Below are 18,055 nucleotides of genomic sequence, written 5' to 3' on the forward strand. Positions count from 1 at the left end.
ACGAGGTGCACCTGGTCGTCATTTTCGCCGCGCGCCGGGCAAATCTGCGGACATATCTTGGAGTGTCACCCCAAATGATGCCACATTTTGTTTCCCGGTCAAGAAAAATCGCGGTTTCCCGGGTTTCAGTCGCTTCGTCCACGTGACTCGAATCTCGGCAACATCGCCGAGAAGTCGCGGCCCTTGCCGTCCTCGTCCTCGACGAATGTCTCGTAGAGCCGCGCCGCGAGACGGCCCATCGGCGTGTCCGCGTCCGCGCCTTCGGCCGCGTCCTGCGACAGCCGAAGGTCCTTCAGCATCAACTCCGCCGCGAAGCCGGGCTTGTAGTCGTTGTCGGCGGGGCTCTTCGGGCCGATGCCGGGCGCGGGGCAATAGGCGTTCATGCTCCAGGAATACCCCGATGAGGTCGACACGACGTCGAACATCGCCTGTCGGTCGAGGCCCAGCTTGTCGGCCAGCGCGAAAGCCTCGCAGGTGGCGATCATCGTGACGCCAAGGATCATGTTGTTGCAGATCTTCGCGGCCTGGCCGTTGCCGGCCGGTCCGCAATGCACCGCCTTCTGCCCCATGACGTCGAAAAGCGGTTTCGCGGTCGCGAAGGCCCCGTCGCTTCCGCCCACCATGAAGGTGAGCGTCCCCGCCGCCGCGCCGCCGACGCCGCCCGAGACCGGCGCGTCGAGAAAGCCGATGCCGGCGGCCTCTGCCTCCGCCGCCACCGCGCGCGCCGAGGCCACGTCGACGGTCGAGCAGTCCAGAAGGACCGCGCCCTTGTCCATCGCGGGCAGCACCTCGGCCGCCACCGCGCGCAGGATCGCGCCGTTGGGCAGCATGGTGATGACCACCTCCGCGCCCCTGGCGGCGTCCGGTGCGCTTCCCGCCTGCGCGACGCCCTCCACGGTGACGCCCGCCACGTCGTAGCCCGTCACCGCGTGGCCCGCGGCCACGAGGTTCGCCGCCATCGGCGCACCCATGTTGCCAAGCCCGATGAATCCGATCTTCATGTCCGTCCCTCCCTGCCGTCTTCAGATCACAGCTTCAGCCCATCGGCGCCGAGCGGCAAGAGCATCCCCGACACCTCCGTCGCCGGGGCGCCGTCGATCCGGTCATGCCGCCATCGCGGCGACCGGTCCTTGTCGATGATCGCCGCGCGGATCCCTTCGAGGAAATCGCCCTTCTCCATGGCGCGAGACGTGAAACGGTATTCCAGCTCCAGCGCCCCCTCGATCGTGTCGCGGCCCCGCACCCGGTGGATCAGGTCCACCGTGCAGGCCATCGACAGCGGGCTGTTCTTCTCCATCGCCGCCAGAGCGCGGGCCGCGACGGGGCCGTCGGAGAAGCGGAGCGCGTTGAAGATATCCCGCAGCGTCTCGCCCCCGAACAGCCGGTCGATCCAGGTGGCTTCCGCGGCCATCGCGCTCTCCGGGGCGGGCTGGGCGGCGCGGTCCACCGCCTCCCAGTCGCCGGTGTCGCACAATTCGGCCTTCAGCGCGTCCCAGCCCGCCTCCGGCAGGTAGTAGTCGGCGAAGCCCGCATGGATCGCATCGCCCGGTCCCATCCGCGCCGCCGTCAATCCAAGGTACTCCCCGAGCCGCCCCGGCGCGCGCGCCAGGATCAGCGAACCGCCGACATCCGGCACCAGCCCGATGCCGCATTCAGGCATCGCGATGCGCGAGCTCTCCCCCACCACCCGGTGTGATCCGTGGCAGCCGACACCAACGCCGCCACCCATGGTGAAGCCCTGCAGGAAACTCGCCACCGGCTTGGGGAAATTGAACAGCTTGGCGTTCATCCGGTACTCGTCGGCCCAGAAACGCCGCGCGTAGTCGAAATCTCCCGCCTTGCCCGTGGCGTGCATCTCCGCGATGTCGCCGCCCGCGCAGAAAGCCTTCTCGCCCGCTCCGTCGATGACGAGAAGCGCCACTGCGTCGTCCTGCGCCCAAGTGTCGAGCGCGCCCTCGATCGCGCGGCACATGTCCCATGTCAGCGCGTTCAGCGCCTGCGGCCGGTTCAGCGTGATGCGCCCCGCGCGGCCTTCCTTGCGGATCTGGATGTCTCCGCTCATGGGCGGTGCCGTTCCTTCATCTTTCCAAAAATACGCATGACCCGTCCTGACCTCAGCGCGCCGCGAGCATCTGGCGCGCCACGATCATCCGCATGATCTCGTTGGTGCCCTCGAGGATCTGGTGCACGCGAAGGTCGCGCACGATCTTCTCGATTCCGTAATCGGCGAGATAGCCGTAGCCGCCATGCAGCTGCAGGCACTGGTCCGCCACGCGCGAGCCTGCCTCGGTCACGAACTTCTTGGCCATGGCGCAGGCCTTCGTGGCGTCCGGCGCGCCCGTGTCCAGCTTCCAGGCCGCCTGGCGCAGGAAGACGCGCGCGGCCTCAAGCTCGATCTCCATGTCGGCCAGCCGGAACTGCAGCGCCTGGAACTGGTCGATCGACTTCCCAAAGGCCTTGCGCTCGCCCATGTAGGCCAGCGTCGCCTCCAGCGCCGCCTGCGCGGCCCCCAGCGAACAGGCCGCGATGTTGAGCCGCCCGCCGTCGAGCCCCATCATCGCGTAGCGGAAGCCATGGCCTTCCTCGCCGAGAAGGTTCCCCGAGGGGATCGCGCAGCCATCGAACTGGACCTGTCGGGTCGGCTGCGAACGCCAACCCATCTTGTCCTCCAGCCCGCCGAAGGAAAGGCCCTCCGCCCCGTCCTCCACCACGAGTGCCGAGATGCCGCCCGGGCCCTCCTCGCCGGTGCGGGCCATGACGATATAGGCATCCGAATAGCCGCCACCCGAAATGAAGGCCTTGGTCCCGTCGAGCGTGTATCCCTCGTTCGTGCGCACGGCCTTCGTCTTCAGCGCCGCCGCGTCCGAGCCCGAGCCGGGCTCGGTGAGGCAGTAGGAGAAGACGGTTTCCATGGTCAGCGCGCGGGGCAGGAGGCGGTCGCGCAGCTCGGCGCTTGCGAAACTGTCGAGCATCTTCGCGCACATGTTGTGGATCGAGAGAAACGCCGCGACCGAGGCGCAGGAGCGCGAGAGCGCCTCGAAGACCAGCGTCGCGTCGAGCCGCGAGAGGCCCGAGCCGCCGTTCTCCTCGCTCACGTAGATGCCGGCGAGCCCCAGTTCGGCCACCTTGGGCCAGAGGTCCTTGGGGATCGTGCTCTGCGCCTCCCAATCGCGCGCATGCGGCGCGATCTCGGCCTCGCCGAAGGCCCGCGCCATGTCGAAGATCGCGGACTGTTCCTCGCTCAGTGCGAAATCCATGGGCCTGCCCTCCCTGCCTGCCGCGCGCCGGAAATGAACGCTTGTTTAATTAACGCCGCGCCGTCCGGGAGGCAAGCGCGATCACCGAGGGAAGGCGTGGCGGGCGATGCTCTCGCAGGTGCCTCGATTCGCCCCGATGGCCGAAAAACCGTTTCGCATTCGCGCCTGTTTTCCCGTGAAAAGAAGCGTTGTTTCCAGATCGGCAACGGTAGCTCCCGGAATTCTCTCGATCGAACAGCGGAACCGGGAGTGCCCGCTGCGATTGTGTTTGTGGCCAAAAAATGGCGATGGTATAATTTGACCTGTTCAACTGTCGAGGCAGCCTTTGTCTGTAGCTTTCGGCGGCGCGACACCCGGATGGCGGATGCCAGGTCGTAGGTCCTGGCCTTTCGGGTTCGAATGCTTTTTTTCCTGGAGGGGATACATCTTGAAGTCATATCTCGCGGGGGCCTTCCTGGCCCTGACACTGGCTTTCGGGGCCAGTCAGGCGAGCGCGCTCACGCTGGATTTCAGCGACGAGTCGGGGGGAATCCTCGGTGGAGGGCTGTTCCAGCTCACGACCGACCATCCCAGCGGAAATCCGACCGTCAACAGCGGCAACTGCGCCATTGCGCCCTGCCTCGAGGTCACGCCGAACAACAACCCGAACGTGACCGGTGGCGAGATCGTCACCCTGTCGCGCGTCGGCGGCGGCACTTTCAGCGTGACCGAGTTCTGGTTCCAGTTCCTTGGCCGGGCACTCGACAACACGCTCAGGGTCACGGGCGGTTCATCCCTCGTCGACTTTGTCCAGACCTCCTATCCGCACAACAATGGCGGCCAGACGGTCAGCGTCGCGGGCCTGTTCGACAACATCACGAGCATCTCGTTCCAGAACCTCAACCGGGGTTCGGTCCGCATCGACGACATCGAGGTTTCCATTGCGCCGGTTCCGGTGCCGGCCGCGGGGCTTCTGCTGCTGACGGCGTTGGGCGGCATGGCCTTCTGGCGCCGCCGGACGGTCGCAACGGCCTGAGCCGAAGCTTCGGAAGGATACTGAGGAAGGGCGTCCCACGGGGCGCCCTTTTTCCGTTCGGACGGCCGCTCAGAGGTCGGCGTGAAACTCCTCGATCAGGTGCTGCACCACGGCCTGCATCGCGTCCGCCTCGTCGGCGCCCGCCGCCAGCGCGGCGGCGCGCACCTCGCGCTGGCGGTCGGATGAGGTGCCGCGGCCGGGTATGCCGGCCAGGCGCGCAAGCTCGGCCATGCACCCCAGCGCCTCGGCATCCTCGGCCAGGATCTCCACGAGTTCCGCGGTCAGCTCCGCCACCGGAACGATCTCGCGCCGGCCGAAGTCGATCAGCCCCTCGTTCACGCCATAGCGCTGCGCGCGCCAGCGGTTCTCGTTCACCAGGAAGCGGTCGTAGATCCGCCAGCGCAGGTTCGACTGTCTCAGCCGCGTGAGGTGGCGCACGAGGCACTGCACCGTCGCGGCCAGCGTCAGCGCATCCTCCATCCGGGGGCAGACGTCGCAGATCCGCGTCTCGAGCGTCGGGAACCGGTGCGAGGGGCGCAGGTCCCACCAGATCTTCGTGGTGTCCTCGATCAGGCCGAGGTCGATCAGGGTCCCGGTCGTGCGTTCGTACTCGGCATAGGAATCGAACCTCGGCGGCAGACCCGTCCGGGGCAGGTTGTCGAAGACCGTCAGCCGGTAGGAGGCAAGACCCGTGTCCTGCCCCTGCCAGAACGGCGAGGAGGATGACAGCGCCAGCAGGTGCGGCAGGAAATAGGACAGCTGGTTCATCAGGTCGATGCGCGTCTCGTCGTCGGGGATGCCCACGTGCATGTGCATCCCGCAGATGAGCATCCGCCGCACCACGCCGCCGAGATCGCGGGCAAGCTGGTTGTAGCGGTCCTTGTCGGTGTGGTGCTGGTCCTTCCAGTCGGCGAAGGGGTGGCAGGACACCGCGATGGGCGTCAGGCCGAAGCTGGCCGCGCAGTCCGAGACGGTGGCGCGCAGGCGACGCAGGTCCTCGCGCGCGGCGGCGATGTCGGGACAGACGCGGGTGCCGATCTCGATCTGGCATTGCAGGAACTCGGGGCTGACCTGGCCCTCCAGCTTAGCCGCGCAGGCATCCATCAGCTCGGGCGGCGCCTCGGTCAGGGCGCCGGTCTGGCGGTCGACGAGGAGGTATTCCTCCTCGATCCCGAGAGTATAGGCCTTTTCCGTCACGCGGTCCTCCCTGCGGCCGCGACGGACCGCCCTCGAAACGTGTCCGGGCAGGATGGCCCCGGGGCCGGGTCGTTGCAAAGGCAAAAATCCGCGCGGAAAACCCGACAGGGGCGGGCCGCCATCTTGCCGGCCGGCACGGCGCGATCTAGATGCCGCTCCGGCGCATCGCGGGGGGCATCGGGCCGCCCCGCCGGCGCGGCGTTCGGGTGCTCCGGTGTCCTCCCCCACATTCGACTGCACGGCCTGCGGGGCCTGCTGCTTCGGCGGTCACGACCGCTATGTCGCGCTTCTGCCCGAGGATCGCGGCCGCGCGATCCCCGAGACCGCCACGACCGAGATCGAGGGCGGCCGCTATATGGCGATGACCTGCGGGCATTGCGCGCAACTGACCGCGACGCCGGAGGGTCGGCTCATGTGCGGCATCTACGAGGAGCGCCCCGAGGCCTGCCGTGCCTTCCGCGCGGGCAGCTTCGAGTGCCTGAGGGCGCGCGCCCATCGCGGGCCCCTGGCCGAGGCGCTGAGGGCCTTCGCGGTCGCGGATGCGCCGTCCGGTTCGCCAGAAGGGCCGGTGCCGGTGCCGCCCGTCGTCGCGGCCGAAGGGCCTCCCGATCCGGCGCATCCCTGACGTCCGAAAGCAAAGGACCCCCGCCCGTCGGGGCAGGGGTCCTTGTCGTTGCGTATGGCCGGCGTTCTATTCCATGACCGGAATGGTGAACTCGCCGCCTTCCTTGATGCCGCTCGGCCAGCGTGCGGTCACGGTCTTGGTCCGCGTGTAGAACCGGAAGGCGTCCGGCCCGTGCTGGTTGAGGTCTCCGAAGACCGACTTCTTCCACCCGCCGAAGGTGTGATAGGCCAGCGGCACCGGGATCGGCACGTTGATGCCCACCATCCCGATGTTGATCCGGTTGGCAAAGTCGCGCGCGGTGTCGCCGTCGCGGGTGAAGATCGCGGTGCCGTTGCCGTATTCATGGTCCATGGCAAGCTTCAGCGCCTCTTCGTAGGACTGGGCGCGCACGGTGGACAGGACGGGACCGAAGATCTCCTTCTGGTAGATCTCCATGTCGGGCGTGACCTTGTCGAACAGGTGCGGGCCGATGAAGAACCCGTCCTCGTAGCCCTGCAGGCTGAAGTCGCGCCCGTCGACGACAAGCTCCGCGCCCGCATCCACGCCCGACTGCACCAGGCGCAGGATGTTCTCCTTGGCCATCGGCGTGACGACGGGGCCGTAGTCCACGTCCTCGCCGGAGGTGTAGGGGCCGACCTTCAGCGCCTCGATCTTCGGCACGAGTTTCGCGATCAGGCGGTCGGCGGTTTCGTCACCGACCGGGACCGCGACTGAGATCGCCATGCAGCGTTCGCCCGCCGCGCCATAACCCGCGCCCACCAGCGCGTCGGCCGCCTGGTCGAGGTCGGCGTCGGGCATGATGATCATGTGGTTCTTGGCGCCGCCGAAGCACTGCACGCGCTTGCCGTTGGCGCAGCCGCGTTCGTAGATGTACTGCGCGATGGGGGTGGAGCCGACGAAACCCACGCCCGAGATCGTCGGGTTGTCGAGGATCGCGTCCACCGCCTCCTTGTCGCCGTTGACGACCTGAAGGACGCCGTCCGGCAGACCCGCCTCCTGCATCAGCTCGGCCAGCATCATCGGCACGGAGGGATCGCGCTCGGACGGCTTGAGGATGAAGGCGTTCCCGCAGGCGAGCGCGGGGGCCATCTTCCACATCGGGATCATCGCGGGGAAGTTGAACGGCGTAATTCCAGCTGCGACGCCAATGGGTTGGCGCATGGAATACATGTCGATGCCGGGGCCCGCGCTGTCGGTGTATTCGCCCTTCAGGAGGTGCGGCGCGCCGATGCAGAACTCGACCACCTCGAGGCCACGCTGAACGTCGCCGCGCGCATCCGGCAGGGTCTTGCCGTGCTCGCGGGAAAGCGCCTCGGCCAGCTTGTCCATGTCGCGGTTCAGAAGGCTCACGAATTTCATCATGACCCGCGCGCGGCGCTGCGGGTTCGTCGCGCCCCAGGCGACCTGGGCCTTCGCGGCCGAGGCCACGGCGGCGTCGAGCTCGGCCTTGGAGGCGAGCGCGACCTTGGCCTGCACCTCGCCCGTGGCCGGGTTCCAAACGTCGGCGAAGCGCCCTGACGTGCCCGCCACGCGCTTGCCGTCGATCCAGTGTCCGATCTCTTCCATGGTTCTCTCTCCCTCGGGATGTCTCTCGCCGCGCAGGATAGCCTTGCAGAGACGCGTGCAAAAGCGGCAGGTTGTCAAAGTCGTTTTGCGAAAATGCAAAGGGTGCAAGAATGAACTGGGACGACCTGCGGGTCTTTCTCGCCGTTGCGCGGGAGGAGGGATTGTCGGGCGCGGGCCGCCGCCTCCGGCTCGACCCCGCCACGGCCGGGCGGCGCATCGCACGGCTGGAGGAGGCCCTCGGCACGGTTCTGTTCGCGAAGTCGCCGCAGGGATACCGCCTGACCGAGGCGGGTCAGCGCCTGCTGCCCCGCGCGGAGGCGGCGGAGGCGGCGCTGCGCGAGGGGCTCGAGGCCGGCCGCGACGGATCGGGGAGCCTTTCGGGAACGATCCGGATCGGCGCGCCGGACGGTTGCGCCACCTTCCTCCTGCCGCAGGTCTGCGAGGCCATCGCGGCGGCGCACCCCGATCTGGACATACAGATCCTCGCGCTGCCCCGTGTCGTGAACCTCTCGCGCCGGGAGGCAGACCTCGCCATCGCGGTCTCGGCCCCCAAGACTGACCGGCTGCGCGCCGAGAAGCTGTCGGATTACCGCCTCTCGCTCGCCGCGACGCAGGGGTTTCTCGACGCGCACGGCACGCCGCGCGCCGTGGGCGACCTGAGGGCCGCGCGGATGGTCGGCTACATCCCGGACATGATCTTCGATGCCGAGCTCGACTATCTGGGCGGGCTTGGCGTGTCGCGCGTGCCGCTCGCCTCGAATACGGTTTCGGTGCAGCTCGGCTTCGCGCGGGCGGGCGCGGGCCTCGCCATCGTGCATGACTTCGCGCTGCCCTTCGCGCCCGAACTCGTGCGGGTCCTTCCCGACGAGGTCGCGCTTCGGCGCACCTTCTGGCTGCTCAGCCATGCAGGCCCCCGCGATGCGCGCCTCGACCGGTTCGCGGGGCTTCTGCGCGACGGCGTCCGGGCCGAGATCGCGCGGCTCGAGGCGGTAGCGGCCGGCTAGCGCCCGGGCGGTCGCGCCGGGGCGTCGATGTCGGCGAGGGAGACGCCGTTGACCCGGCAGAAGGCCCAGAAGACCGGCGCCTCGATCACCAGCATCGACAGGAGGCTGAAGACCCACCACGACATCGGCACCGGTCCGATGCCGAAATCCAGCCCCCGCCCGGCAAAGAGAAGCGCGGCGGCCCCGAAGGCCAGCGCCGTGACGACGGCATCGGCCTTCATCATGCGGCGCGCGGTCAGGGGCGAAAGACGGGGGTAAATCAGCCCGTAGGCGGCCCCGATCAGAACCGCGTTGATCGCCAGGATGGTCAGGTGCGGTGTCACGTTTCCCTCCGGCCCGGGGTGCGGCGCCACAGGGTACCGCATGCCGCCCCATCCCGCCAAGGCCCCCCTCGGATCGCTGTTTTCCTTGACACCCGGCCCATGCGCGACGGACGCTTTACCCGGGAGAGACGGAAAAGGCGACGCATGGCATAGGGAGGTGCAACATGCTGGTGCAACAGATCCTCAGGTCGAAATCCGATGACGGAGTGGTCACGGTCGCGCCCGGAACGAGCGTGGCCGAGGCGGCGAAGCTTCTGTCCACCCGCCGGATCGGTGCGATCGTGGTATCGCCCGACGGCAAGGCGGTGTCGGGTATCCTTTCGGAACGTGACATCGTGCGCGAACTGGGCGCGGGCGGTGCCGCCTGCCTCGCGCGCACTGTCGACGAGATCATGACGAAGGAAATCGTCGGCTGCCGCCTGTCGGAAAGCTCCGACAGCGTTCTCGCGTCCATGACCGAGGGCCGCTTTCGCCACATGCCGGTGATCGAGGCGGGCGAAATGGTCGGCCTCATCTCCATCGGCGACGTCGTGAAGGCGCAACTGGCCAAGCTGGAGATGGAGAAGGACGCGCTCGAGGGCATGATCAAGGGTTTCTGAGCGGCGGTCCCGTGCAAGGGCCGCAGGTCCGGGCCATCCGCGGCCGAAAAATCGCGCGGCCGGAGGCCCTTCGGACCGGCCCGGCACGCGGTTGCGACCTCAGCGGGGGGTTGCAAACCCGCGTTCCCGGTGATTGGGTCGCGCCACGATACGGCGGGCCCGCGGCAGGGCCCAGACGGGGCAGGGACGAGACCATGCGAACAGGGCTTTATCCCGGGACATTCGATCCCATCACGCTGGGCCATGTCGATATCATCAAGCGCGCCTGCAAGCTTGTGGACCGCCTGGTGATCGGCGTGGCGATCAACCGCGACAAGGGCCCGCTCTTCACGCTGGAGGAACGCGTGGCGATGGTCGAGGCGGAATGCGCCCTCCTATCCGCGCGCACCGGCACCGAGATCGTCGTCCATCCCTTCGAGAACCTCCTGATCGACTGCGCCCGCGACGTGGGCGCAGGCATCATCATCCGCGGCCTGCGCGCGGTTGCGGATTTCGAATACGAATTCCAGATGGTCGGCATGAACCGCAAGCTCGATGCCGACATCACGACCGTCTTCCTGATGGCCGAAGCCGACCGCCAGGCCATCGCATCCAAGCTGGTGAAGGAAATCGCACGGCTCGGGGGCGAGGTGTCGCATTTCGTGCCGCACGAGGTGGCGACCGCACTCAAGGCGAAATTCGCGCGCTGAAGCGCGCCCCACAGAGACAAACCGGAGAAAGACATGGCCGAGATCAAGGATCCCGAGAACACCATCCTGATGGAACTGAAGGACGGCACCGTCGTCATCGAGCTGCTGCCCGACGTGGCGCCGCTGCACAGCGCGCGCATGAAGGAACTGGCACGCGAGGGCGCCTATGACGGCGTCATCTTCCACCGCGTGATCGATGGCTTCATGGCCCAATCGGGCGACGTGGAACATGGCAAGGAGGGTGGCAACATCCGCCGCGCGGGAACCGGCGGCTCCTCCAAGCCCGACCTTCCGGCGGAATTCTCCAAGCTGCCGCATGACCGCGGCACTCTTGGGGCCGCGCGTTCGTCCAACCCCAATTCGGCCAACAGCCAGTTTTTCATCAACTTCAGCGACAACCATTTCCTGAACGGCCAGTACACGGTCTATGGCCGCGTCATCTCGGGTATGGAGCATGTCGACGCCATCACGCGCGGCGAGCCGCCCGCGAACCCCGACAAGATGGTTTCGGTGAAGGTCGCAGCCGATGAATAAACTCGCGTTCGCGCTCTGCCTCGCGGCCGCGCCCGCCTTCGCCACCGGTCTGGAGATCGATGTCGAGGGCGACGCCCAGGGGACGATCGTGATCGACCTCTTCGAGGAGGTCGCGCCGCAGCACGTGGAGCGGATCACGGCGCTTGCCGCCGAGGGGGCCTATGACGATGTCGTATTCCACCGCGTGATCGACGGCTTCATGGCCCAGACCGGCGATGTCGAGTTCGGGCGCATGGGCCAGGACATGCGCTATGCCGGACGTGGCGCCTCGACCTATCCGGACCTGCCGGCGGAGTTCTCGGACATCCCCTACCAACGCGGGATCGTCGGCATGGCGCGCGCGCAATCGCCCAACAGCGCGAATTCGCAGTTCTTCATCATGTTCGACGCCGCCCCGCCCCTTGACGGTCAATACACCGTGGTGGGCACCGTCGTCGCGGGCATGGACGTGGTCGATGCCATCAAGCGCGGCCGGGGCCGGAACGGTGCCGTGATCGGCCAGCCCGACAGGATGGTGGCACTGCGCGTGCTCGAGGAGGACCCGGTTGCCCCAGAGGAAACCGGGAACGACGGATAGCCGCCGAGGACTCCAATCCCGGCACATTCGCGTGAGAGGGGGCTTCCGGGCCCCCTTTTTCGTGGCACCCTCATTCGGGTGGCCGACGCGTCCGGCCGCGTCGGAGGGCCCCTCATGTCAGTCGCACCCGTGATCCGCGCGCTCGCGATCGCACTCGTCCTGCCGCTCGGCACCATCGCCGCGCAGACCCCGCCCGACCTCGGGCAATGGCCCCGCACCGATTTCGACAGGACGACCGTGGATCTCTCCGAGATCGTATCGGGCGGGGTGGGGCGCGATGGCATTCCGGCCATCGACGGCCCGCGCTTCCTGCCCGCCGCGCAGGAGGATGCGATCGGCCGGCGCGAACCGGTCCTGACGCTGGTTCCCGAGGGCGAGGTGGCCCGTGCCTACCCGATGCGCTACCTGACGTGGCACGAGATCGTGAACGACGTCGTGGCGGGCGTTCCCGTGGCCGTCACCTTCTGCCCCTTGTGCAATACCGCGCTCGTGTTCGACCGGCGGGTGGGGGACGAGGTGCTGACCTTCGGCATTTCGGGCAACCTGCGCCATTCCGATATGGTGATGTTCGACCGCGAGACGGAAAGCTGGTGGCAACAGGCGACCGGCGAGGGCATCGTCGGCGTGTTCGCGGGCGCGCGGCTCGAGCCGCTCGTCGCCTGGGTCGAAAGCTGGGAGAGCTTCAGGACCGCCCATCCCGACGGCCTCGTCATGGCCGAGCCGGACGCGTCCCGTCCCTACGGCCGCAATCCCTACGTCGGTTACGACACCAGTGCGCGGCCCTTCCTCTTCTCGGGCGAGATGCCGCCTCACGGCATCGAACCTCTGGCCCGCGTGGTGCGCGTGGGCTCCCGTGCGTGGCCGCTTTCGCGCATTGCCGCGGCGGGCCGGATCGCCGAGCAGGGCCTCGTCATCAGCTGGGGGGCAGGCAAGGCCTCGGCGCTCGACGCCGCCCGCATGTCCGAGGGGCGCGACGTTGGCCAGATCCGGGTGCGTGGCACCGCCGGCGCCGACGTCGTCCACGACGTCATGTTCGCTTTCGCCTTCCATGCCTTCTGGCCCGAGGGCGAGTGGATGCTCGGCCGGTAGCGCGTGCCGAGCGCTTTCGGCGGCTTCGCCGCCGACCGGCGAAGCTCCGCCTTCGGGACCTGAAGGCCCCTCGTCGGAGCTGATGCCTCCGGCGGGAGTTTCCTGCCAGGATGAAGGAGGGACCCGGTTCGCCCTTCATCCTGGCCCAAAACTCCGGGGGAGCCGGCAAGGCCGGCGGGGGCGGAGCCCCCTTGATGCAGGACATTTGCCGCGGGCGTCGGCCCGCGGCGCCGGGCGACGCCGAAGGCGGCGCAATCCCTTTCGGCCTCCGCTCCGCGCTGCGCCATTGACGCGGCATGGCCGGCCCAATACCTCCTCGCCCATGGCGACAGCACCCATCCTCCAGCTCTCCGGTCTGACCCTCGGCTTCGGCGGCGCGCCGGTCTTCTCCGGGCTCGATCTCGTGATCCAGCCCGGCGACCGTCTGGCGCTCGTGGGGAGGAACGGCTCGGGCAAGTCCACCCTGATGAAGGTCATGGCGGGCCTTTTCGAGCCGGACGCGGGGGCGCGGGTCCTGCCTGAGGGGACGACCGTCGGCTATCTCGACCAGGATCCCGATTTCGGGCCTTTCGACACGCTTGGAGATTTCGCGACGGCGACGCTCGGCCCTGGCGAGACCTGGCGCGTGGAGGCGGCGGCCGAGGGGCTCGATCTCGATCTCTCGATCCGCGCGGACAAGGCCTCGGGAGGGGAGAAGCGTCGCGCGGCCTTGGCGCGGCTGCTGGCGGAAGCCCCGGATCTCATGCTGCTCGACGAGCCGACCAACCACCTCGACATCGTCGCCATCGAGTGGCTGGAGGCCGAGCTTTCCCGCACGAAGGCGGCCTTCCTGGTCATCTCGCACGACCGCGCCTTCCTGCGCCGCCTCGCGCGGGCGACCCTCTGGCTCGACCGTGGCGTGGTGCGTCGCATGGACCGCAGCTTCGAGCATTTCGAGGACTGGCGCGACCGGACCTGGGAGGAGGAGGACCTCGCCCGGCACAAGCTCGACCGGAAGATCAAGGCCGAGGCGCGCTGGGCCGTGGAAGGCATCAGCGCGCGGCGCAAGCGCAACCAGGGGCGGGTGCGCGAGCTGCAGAACCTGCGCCAGACCCGCGCCGAGATGATCCGTCGCGCCGGCGGGGCGGCGCTGGCGCTCGACGCCGGCGCCCAGAGCGGCAAGCGCGTGATCGAGGCGCGCGACATCTCCAAGTCCTATGGGGATCGCACGGTGATCGCGCCCTTCTCGCTCCGGGTTCTTCGTGGCGACCGGGTGGCCTTCGTTGGCCCCAACGGCGCGGGAAAGACAACGCTTCTGAAGATGCTGACGGGCCAGCTTGCGCCCGATACCGGGAAGGCGGATCTCGGCACCGGTCTCGAGATCGCCGTCTTCGACCAGAGCCGCGCCGCGCTCGATCCGGAGGCGACGCTGTGGGACAGCCTGACCCAGGACCCGGCCCTCGGCGTCAGCGGGCGCTCCGACCAGGTCATGGTGCGCGGCACGCCGCGCCATGTCGTCGGCTATCTCAAGGATTTCCTCTTCGACGAAGCGCAGGCCCGCGCGCCCGTGCGGGCCCTGTCGGGGGGCGAGAAGGCAAGGCTGCTGCTGGCCCGGATCATGGCGCGGCATTCCAATCTCCTCGTTCTCGACGAACCGACGAACGATCTCGACGTCGAGACGCTCGATCTGTTGCAGGATGCGCTCGCGGCCTACGAGGGAACGGTCCTTCTGGTCAGCCATGACCGGGATTTCCTCGACCGGGTCGCGACCGTCACGGTGGCGCTGGAGGGCGAGGGCCGGGCGACCGTGTATGCCGGTGGCTGGAGCGACATGCAGGCCCAGCGGAATGCCGGTGCCGACATCGAGACGTCGGAAAAGCCCGCGCCGAAGAAGGCGCCTGCTGCACCGGCCAGGCCCACGCCGCCCGCCAAGGCTGTGCGCAAGGGGTTGAGCTTCACCGAAGCGCACAGGCTCGAGGCGCTTCCGGCCGAGATCGCGCGGCTGGAGGCCGAGATCGCGAAGCTCGCAGAATTCCTTTCCGATCCCCAGGTCTACGCGACGGCGCCGGCCAAGGCCGAGAAGGCCGGCGCGGCGCTCGCGGAACGGCAGGCACTTCTGTCGGCGGCCGAGGAGGAATGGCTGACGCTCGAGGAGAAGGCGGGCGCCTAGCGCCTGCAGGCCTCATTCGCCGCCCGGGCGGGGCCTCGTGCCCTCACGAGCAGACGCCTGCGAGGTCGGCACCGTTCCAGGGGATCACCTCCGTCACCGTGTCGGCGCGCGATTGCAGCGGCGTCACCGACATGACCTGGCCGATCAGCGCCTCGAGGCGCGCGGTCCGCGCGCCGCCGGGATCCACCGCGCGGCAGCACACGTATTCTTCTACAAGAGAGGCCTGGACCTCGTAGCCGTAGTCGAGAAACCGACGCGTCTCCTGCGGGTCGAAGAGATAAGGGTCCTCGACCCGGACATGCTCGGTAAAGGCGCGCACCGGGTGATAGCCGGTCACCGTCCGGTTCTGCCATTGCCAGGCATGGGTCATCTCATGGGCGAAGAACATCGCGGCGGCGAGGCTTCGGCGGCCGTTTCGGCCCGCGACATAGTCCGGCAGCCAGAACTCCGGGCGCACGTGCAGCGTGTTGAACAGCATGATGCCGGCCGTCCGTGTCTCGAATGTCGGCCCGTCCGGCGGAGGCCAGATGCGCTCGCGGCAGGTGGTCTGGGGCCGCGCGGGGTAGGTGCGGCGGCCGAGGCCGACATAGGGCGCCTCGACGATGCGCACCGCGCCGGCATCGAAGCCCGGGCCCTGCAGATCGGCCATGTAGGCGGCCTCCGCCTCGGTCAGGGGGCGGCCGCAGGCCATAAGGGCGAGGCACAGGATCAGGGCTGCGAGCGCGCGCATGGCGGTCACGATGGCGGGATTCCCGGAAGCTGAAAAGCCCCGCCTGTCCGCAGCTTGACAGGGATCAAGGCGCGCGGGTCGCCGACGCGACAGGATCGTCGCAAAGGAGGAGATCCGATGCGTGTTCAAACCCTCTGTTTCTGCCTTTCCACGGCCTTGGCGGCCCTGCCTGTCCAGGCGCAGGACGCCGAGGAAGGACGGGCGCTCTACACCGATTTCTGCGCGGTCTGCCACGGCGAGAGCCTGCAGGGAGACGGTCCGATGGCCGAGCTTCTGCGCGTCGAACCGGCGGACCTGACGCAGCTGATGAAGGAGGGGGGATTTCCCGTCCTCGACGTGGCACAGCGGATCGACGGGCGCATGCAGCTGCGCGCCCATGGGGGCGAGATGCCGCTGTTCGGATCGTTCTTCGAGGGGCAGGGGCGTGACGTGGCGATGGTTGGGCAGGGCGGGCAGCCTGTGATGGTCAGCCGGCCGATCGCGGACCTTATCGCCTATCTCATGGAGGTTCAGTCTTGAAACCCCTTCTCTTTCTCGCGGCGCTTGTCGCCGCTTCGCCTGCGCTGGCGCAGGACGTCGCGCGGGGCGAGCGGCTGTTCGCCGACAACTGCGCGGTCTGCCACGGGCTGGGCCTGCGCGGCGACGGGCCGATGGCCGAAATCCTCGTGGTCCCGCCGCCCGACCTCACGCGGATCGCGGAACGCTACAACGGGTTTCCCCATGTCGGCATCGCCTGGAAGATCGACGGGCGCGATCCGATCCTGAGCCATGGCTCGGACATGCCGCTGTTCGGTTATGTCTTCGGGGACATGAGCGAGGTCATGCGCGACGGGTCGCAGACCATCCTGACCGCGCCCGAGGTCGTGGACCTCGTGGCCTACCTGGAGAGCGTGCAGGAATAGCGCCTTCCGCGTGACCGGGCCGGCCTGCGTCCTGGGGCCCACCTGCACGGCGCGACGTCCGGGGGTGAGGGGCCGCGCCCGCGGCCCGCCGCCCCCGCGCGCCGGGTTACTTGCCCTTCTTCGGATTGCCGATGTCGAGCGGCTTGCCCAGGTTGGAATTGGCCGTGGCCAGAACCTTGGGTTTCACCTGCTTGGGCTTCTTGGTCTCGCGGTTGCCGCGGCTCTTTTCCTTGGACATGGGATGGTCCTTTCGCGTGAACACCCGCGCGGCGGGATGCCGGCGGGGCCGTTGCTCAAGGGCAATCAGGGTTGCCTGGGAGGGCCCCAGGGCGATGATCGTCGGTGAGTGTGGGGGCGGGGCGATGCGCCTCGCGCCACGCAACCAGAGATAAGCGCCGCGCGCGAAACCGGCAAGGCCCGCCTCAGGGCAGGGCGAGCGTCGCGGTGGCCAGCGCCACGGTCTTGCCCGTGTCCTCGGCCGTCAGCTCGGCGCGGGTGAAGACGAGCGATTTGCCCAGCCGCACCACCTCGGCGCGGGCGAGGATGTCGCCGGTTCCCGGGCGCAGGAACTGCATGTGCAGGTCGGTCGTCGCGGCGGGCACGAATTCCCCCACCTGACCGGCGAGCGCGAGGATCATCGCGGTGTCGGCAAGCGCGCTCAGCGCCTGGCCCGAGACGGTGCCGCCCACCCGTTCCAGCCGCCCGGTGAAGGGCATCCGGATCACGACCCGCGTCTCGTCCACGTCGGTGACGGCGAGGTTCAGGTCGAGAACCCAGGTGGAGAAGTGGTCGGTCAGATGGGATTGCGCTTCGGCGGGGGTCATGGGGACAGGGTAGGCGAGGGGGAGGTGGCGGGGCAAGGGGGTGGGAGAGCCGTGGGACGGGCAAGCGGCAACCTGTTAGCCTTCAGCGCCAGCGATGCGCGAGAGGCGCCCCATTGGGCCGGACGAGCTAAGCACCCGAGCCGGAATAGCAGCGAAGCTGCCCGGCCAGCGCCTGCCCGCCCCCCGGGCTGGCGCTTTGGTTGACCTTGGCGCGGCGGTCGAGCAGGGAGGGGTTTGGCCGGGATAAATCGAGGGGAACGGGCGTTGGAAGCGCCATCCCGCGGGCAGGCGCTGGCCGGGCAGTTAACGTTCTTTAAACCAACCTGATGAACATACGTTCCGAGAAAACGCGAATGACAAAGGAGGTGCCCACATTGCAACGACAATGCTGGACATTACCTGTCGTTGGGAAGCGGTTTTTCGGGCGGTTTTTCTTCTTCGCTACTGGGTTTTTGCTCGGCTTCATGCTCCCGGCCATCGGAATTAATTCTTTGCTCGGCATTTGGCAGAGCTTCGTTTGAATGCCGGTCGTACACTGCGGTGCCAGCCGCAAGCCCCATGGCAAGCGTAGACCCAACCACGATTATTTCCCTGAGGATACTACAGACTTGTTTGAACGCGCCTTTAGGTTCCTTCTGTTGAAGTGCTAATTTTGCAATTTCAACTAAGTCGCTATTGATAGCCTCTGCAGATACCGGAAGTGTTGAAAGATCCTTGGCGTCTTCAATCTTCTTGATGAAACGTACTGCCTGCTTGCGATTGATGTTCGAATTTCGAACAAGCCTTTCGATCTGTTTCCGAAAATCGTGCAAACCGTCCCGCACTATCGCTGGTCCACGGCATTTGGGGCATTCGACAACACTGGCGGAAATCTCAGCTTCGTTCGGAGGTCCAAACGGAAACGCGATACCTGCCTGCACCGGTCCGCACAGGTCGCAGTAGGCATCGACTTGAAGCGGTCCGCCTCCTTCGAAA

General features: G+C 67.8%; 21 protein-coding genes. 11 read left to right on the forward strand and 10 right to left on the reverse strand.

Annotated elements, in window-relative coordinates:
- Window positions 1-125: 125 nt before the first annotated feature.
- From mmsB to N8I71_RS11955, 3 genes are read right to left on the reverse strand one after another with little or no spacing between them, the layout of a single operon-like run.
- Complete coding sequence (gene mmsB, locus N8I71_RS11945) at window positions 126-1,001, reverse strand: 3-hydroxyisobutyrate dehydrogenase (protein ID WP_262878213.1); 876 nt, start codon at window positions 999-1,001, stop codon at window positions 126-128.
- 26 nt (window positions 1,002-1,027) lie between these two features.
- The gene (locus N8I71_RS11950; RefSeq protein ID WP_262878214.1) at window positions 1,028-2,062 is read right to left on the reverse strand and encodes an enoyl-CoA hydratase/isomerase family protein; all 1,035 of its coding nucleotides are present in this window, start codon (window positions 2,060-2,062) and stop codon (window positions 1,028-1,030) included.
- Between the two features lie 52 nt (window positions 2,063-2,114).
- Complete coding sequence (locus N8I71_RS11955) at window positions 2,115-3,257, reverse strand: acyl-CoA dehydrogenase family protein (RefSeq protein ID WP_262878215.1); 1,143 nt, start codon at window positions 3,255-3,257, stop codon at window positions 2,115-2,117.
- A gap of 427 nt (window positions 3,258-3,684) precedes the next feature.
- Between N8I71_RS11955 and N8I71_RS11960 the strand changes: the two genes are divergently transcribed.
- Entirely contained in the window at window positions 3,685-4,272 is a 588-nt protein-coding gene (locus N8I71_RS11960; protein WP_262878216.1) for a VPLPA-CTERM sorting domain-containing protein, read from the forward strand.
- 69 nt (window positions 4,273-4,341) lie between these two features.
- On the opposite strand, the gene N8I71_RS11965 is transcribed toward N8I71_RS11960, so the two are convergent.
- Window positions 4,342-5,469, reverse strand: a complete 1,128-nt coding sequence (locus N8I71_RS11965; RefSeq protein WP_262878217.1) for a carboxylate-amine ligase — start codon at window positions 5,467-5,469, stop codon at window positions 4,342-4,344.
- Between the two features lie 214 nt (window positions 5,470-5,683).
- Here N8I71_RS11965 and N8I71_RS11970 point away from each other — a divergent pair, with 214 nt between their 5' ends.
- Window positions 5,684-6,094: a YkgJ family cysteine cluster protein gene (locus tag N8I71_RS11970; RefSeq protein WP_262878218.1), complete on the forward strand. Its 411-nt coding sequence runs from the start codon at window positions 5,684-5,686 to the stop codon at window positions 6,092-6,094.
- 66 nt (window positions 6,095-6,160) lie between these two features.
- Here the strand turns inward: N8I71_RS11970 and N8I71_RS11975 are convergent, their stop codons facing one another.
- Window positions 6,161-7,660: a CoA-acylating methylmalonate-semialdehyde dehydrogenase gene (locus tag N8I71_RS11975; RefSeq protein ID WP_262878219.1), complete on the reverse strand. Its 1,500-nt coding sequence runs from the start codon at window positions 7,658-7,660 to the stop codon at window positions 6,161-6,163.
- Between the two features lie 110 nt (window positions 7,661-7,770).
- Here N8I71_RS11975 and N8I71_RS11980 point away from each other — a divergent pair, with 110 nt between their 5' ends.
- Window positions 7,771-8,664, forward strand: coding sequence for a LysR family transcriptional regulator (locus N8I71_RS11980; RefSeq protein ID WP_262878220.1), 894 nt, complete (start codon window positions 7,771-7,773; stop codon window positions 8,662-8,664).
- Here the strand turns inward: N8I71_RS11980 and N8I71_RS11985 are convergent.
- Window positions 8,661-9,029, reverse strand: a complete 369-nt coding sequence (locus tag N8I71_RS11985; protein WP_262878221.1) for a hypothetical protein — start codon at window positions 9,027-9,029, stop codon at window positions 8,661-8,663. The genes N8I71_RS11980 and N8I71_RS11985 overlap by 4 nt on opposite strands.
- Window positions 9,030-9,151: 122 nt before the next feature.
- Here N8I71_RS11985 and N8I71_RS11990 point away from each other — a divergent pair, with 122 nt between their 5' ends.
- The 6 genes from N8I71_RS11990 to N8I71_RS12015 all read left to right on the forward strand — a co-directional run bounded on the left by N8I71_RS11990 (window position 9,152) and on the right by N8I71_RS12015 (window position 14,624).
- On the forward strand, window positions 9,152-9,586 hold the full coding sequence (locus tag N8I71_RS11990) for a CBS domain-containing protein (protein ID WP_262878222.1): 435 nt from the start codon (window positions 9,152-9,154) through the stop codon (window positions 9,584-9,586).
- A 194-nt stretch (window positions 9,587-9,780) separates the two neighbouring features.
- Window positions 9,781-10,275: a pantetheine-phosphate adenylyltransferase gene (coaD, locus tag N8I71_RS11995; protein ID WP_262878223.1), complete on the forward strand. Its 495-nt coding sequence runs from the start codon at window positions 9,781-9,783 to the stop codon at window positions 10,273-10,275.
- A 33-nt stretch (window positions 10,276-10,308) separates the two neighbouring features.
- Complete coding sequence (locus tag N8I71_RS12000; RefSeq protein ID WP_262878224.1) at window positions 10,309-10,809, forward strand: peptidylprolyl isomerase; 501 nt, start codon at window positions 10,309-10,311, stop codon at window positions 10,807-10,809.
- Complete coding sequence (locus N8I71_RS12005) at window positions 10,802-11,386, forward strand: peptidylprolyl isomerase (protein WP_262878225.1); 585 nt, start codon at window positions 10,802-10,804, stop codon at window positions 11,384-11,386. The genes N8I71_RS12000 and N8I71_RS12005 overlap by 8 nt, the downstream gene beginning before the upstream one ends.
- A 114-nt stretch (window positions 11,387-11,500) precedes the next feature.
- Window positions 11,501-12,475, forward strand: coding sequence for a DUF3179 domain-containing protein (locus N8I71_RS12010; RefSeq protein WP_262878226.1), 975 nt, complete (start codon window positions 11,501-11,503; stop codon window positions 12,473-12,475).
- Window positions 12,476-12,797: 322 nt separating this feature from the next.
- On the forward strand, window positions 12,798-14,624 hold the full coding sequence (locus N8I71_RS12015; protein WP_262878227.1) for an ABC-F family ATP-binding cassette domain-containing protein: 1,827 nt from the start codon (window positions 12,798-12,800) through the stop codon (window positions 14,622-14,624).
- Between the two features lie 43 nt (window positions 14,625-14,667).
- On the opposite strand, the gene N8I71_RS12020 is transcribed toward N8I71_RS12015, so the two are convergent.
- Window positions 14,668-15,354, reverse strand: coding sequence for a hypothetical protein (locus N8I71_RS12020; RefSeq protein WP_262878228.1), 687 nt, complete (start codon window positions 15,352-15,354; stop codon window positions 14,668-14,670).
- A gap of 117 nt (window positions 15,355-15,471) precedes the next feature.
- On the opposite strand from N8I71_RS12020, the gene N8I71_RS12025 reads away from it, so the two are divergent.
- The gene (locus N8I71_RS12025; RefSeq protein ID WP_262878229.1) at window positions 15,472-15,873 is read left to right on the forward strand and encodes a c-type cytochrome; all 402 of its coding nucleotides are present in this window, start codon (window positions 15,472-15,474) and stop codon (window positions 15,871-15,873) included.
- A complete protein-coding gene (locus tag N8I71_RS12030; protein ID WP_262878230.1) occupies window positions 15,870-16,256 on the forward strand; it encodes a c-type cytochrome in 387 nt (128 codons plus the stop codon). Before N8I71_RS12025 ends, N8I71_RS12030 begins: the two co-directional genes overlap by 4 nt.
- Window positions 16,257-16,362: 106 nt before the next feature.
- Here the strand turns inward: N8I71_RS12030 and N8I71_RS12035 are convergent, their stop codons facing one another.
- From N8I71_RS12035 to N8I71_RS12045, 3 genes are all read right to left on the reverse strand, one after another.
- Window positions 16,363-16,494 (reverse strand): hypothetical protein, encoded by a 132-nt coding sequence (locus tag N8I71_RS12035; protein ID WP_262878231.1) that lies wholly within the window; start codon window positions 16,492-16,494, stop codon window positions 16,363-16,365.
- Window positions 16,495-16,678: 184 nt separating this feature from the next.
- Window positions 16,679-17,080, reverse strand: a complete 402-nt coding sequence (locus tag N8I71_RS12040) for a PaaI family thioesterase (protein WP_262878232.1) — start codon at window positions 17,078-17,080, stop codon at window positions 16,679-16,681.
- A 395-nt stretch (window positions 17,081-17,475) separates the two neighbouring features.
- Complete coding sequence (locus tag N8I71_RS12045) at window positions 17,476-18,000, reverse strand: hypothetical protein (protein WP_262878233.1); 525 nt, start codon at window positions 17,998-18,000, stop codon at window positions 17,476-17,478.
- Window positions 18,001-18,055: the final 55 nt, after the last annotated feature.

It is taken from the genome of Roseicyclus sediminis, from assembly GCF_025515305.1.
Classification (GTDB): Bacteria; Pseudomonadota; Alphaproteobacteria; order Rhodobacterales; family Rhodobacteraceae; genus Roseibacterium; species Roseibacterium sediminis.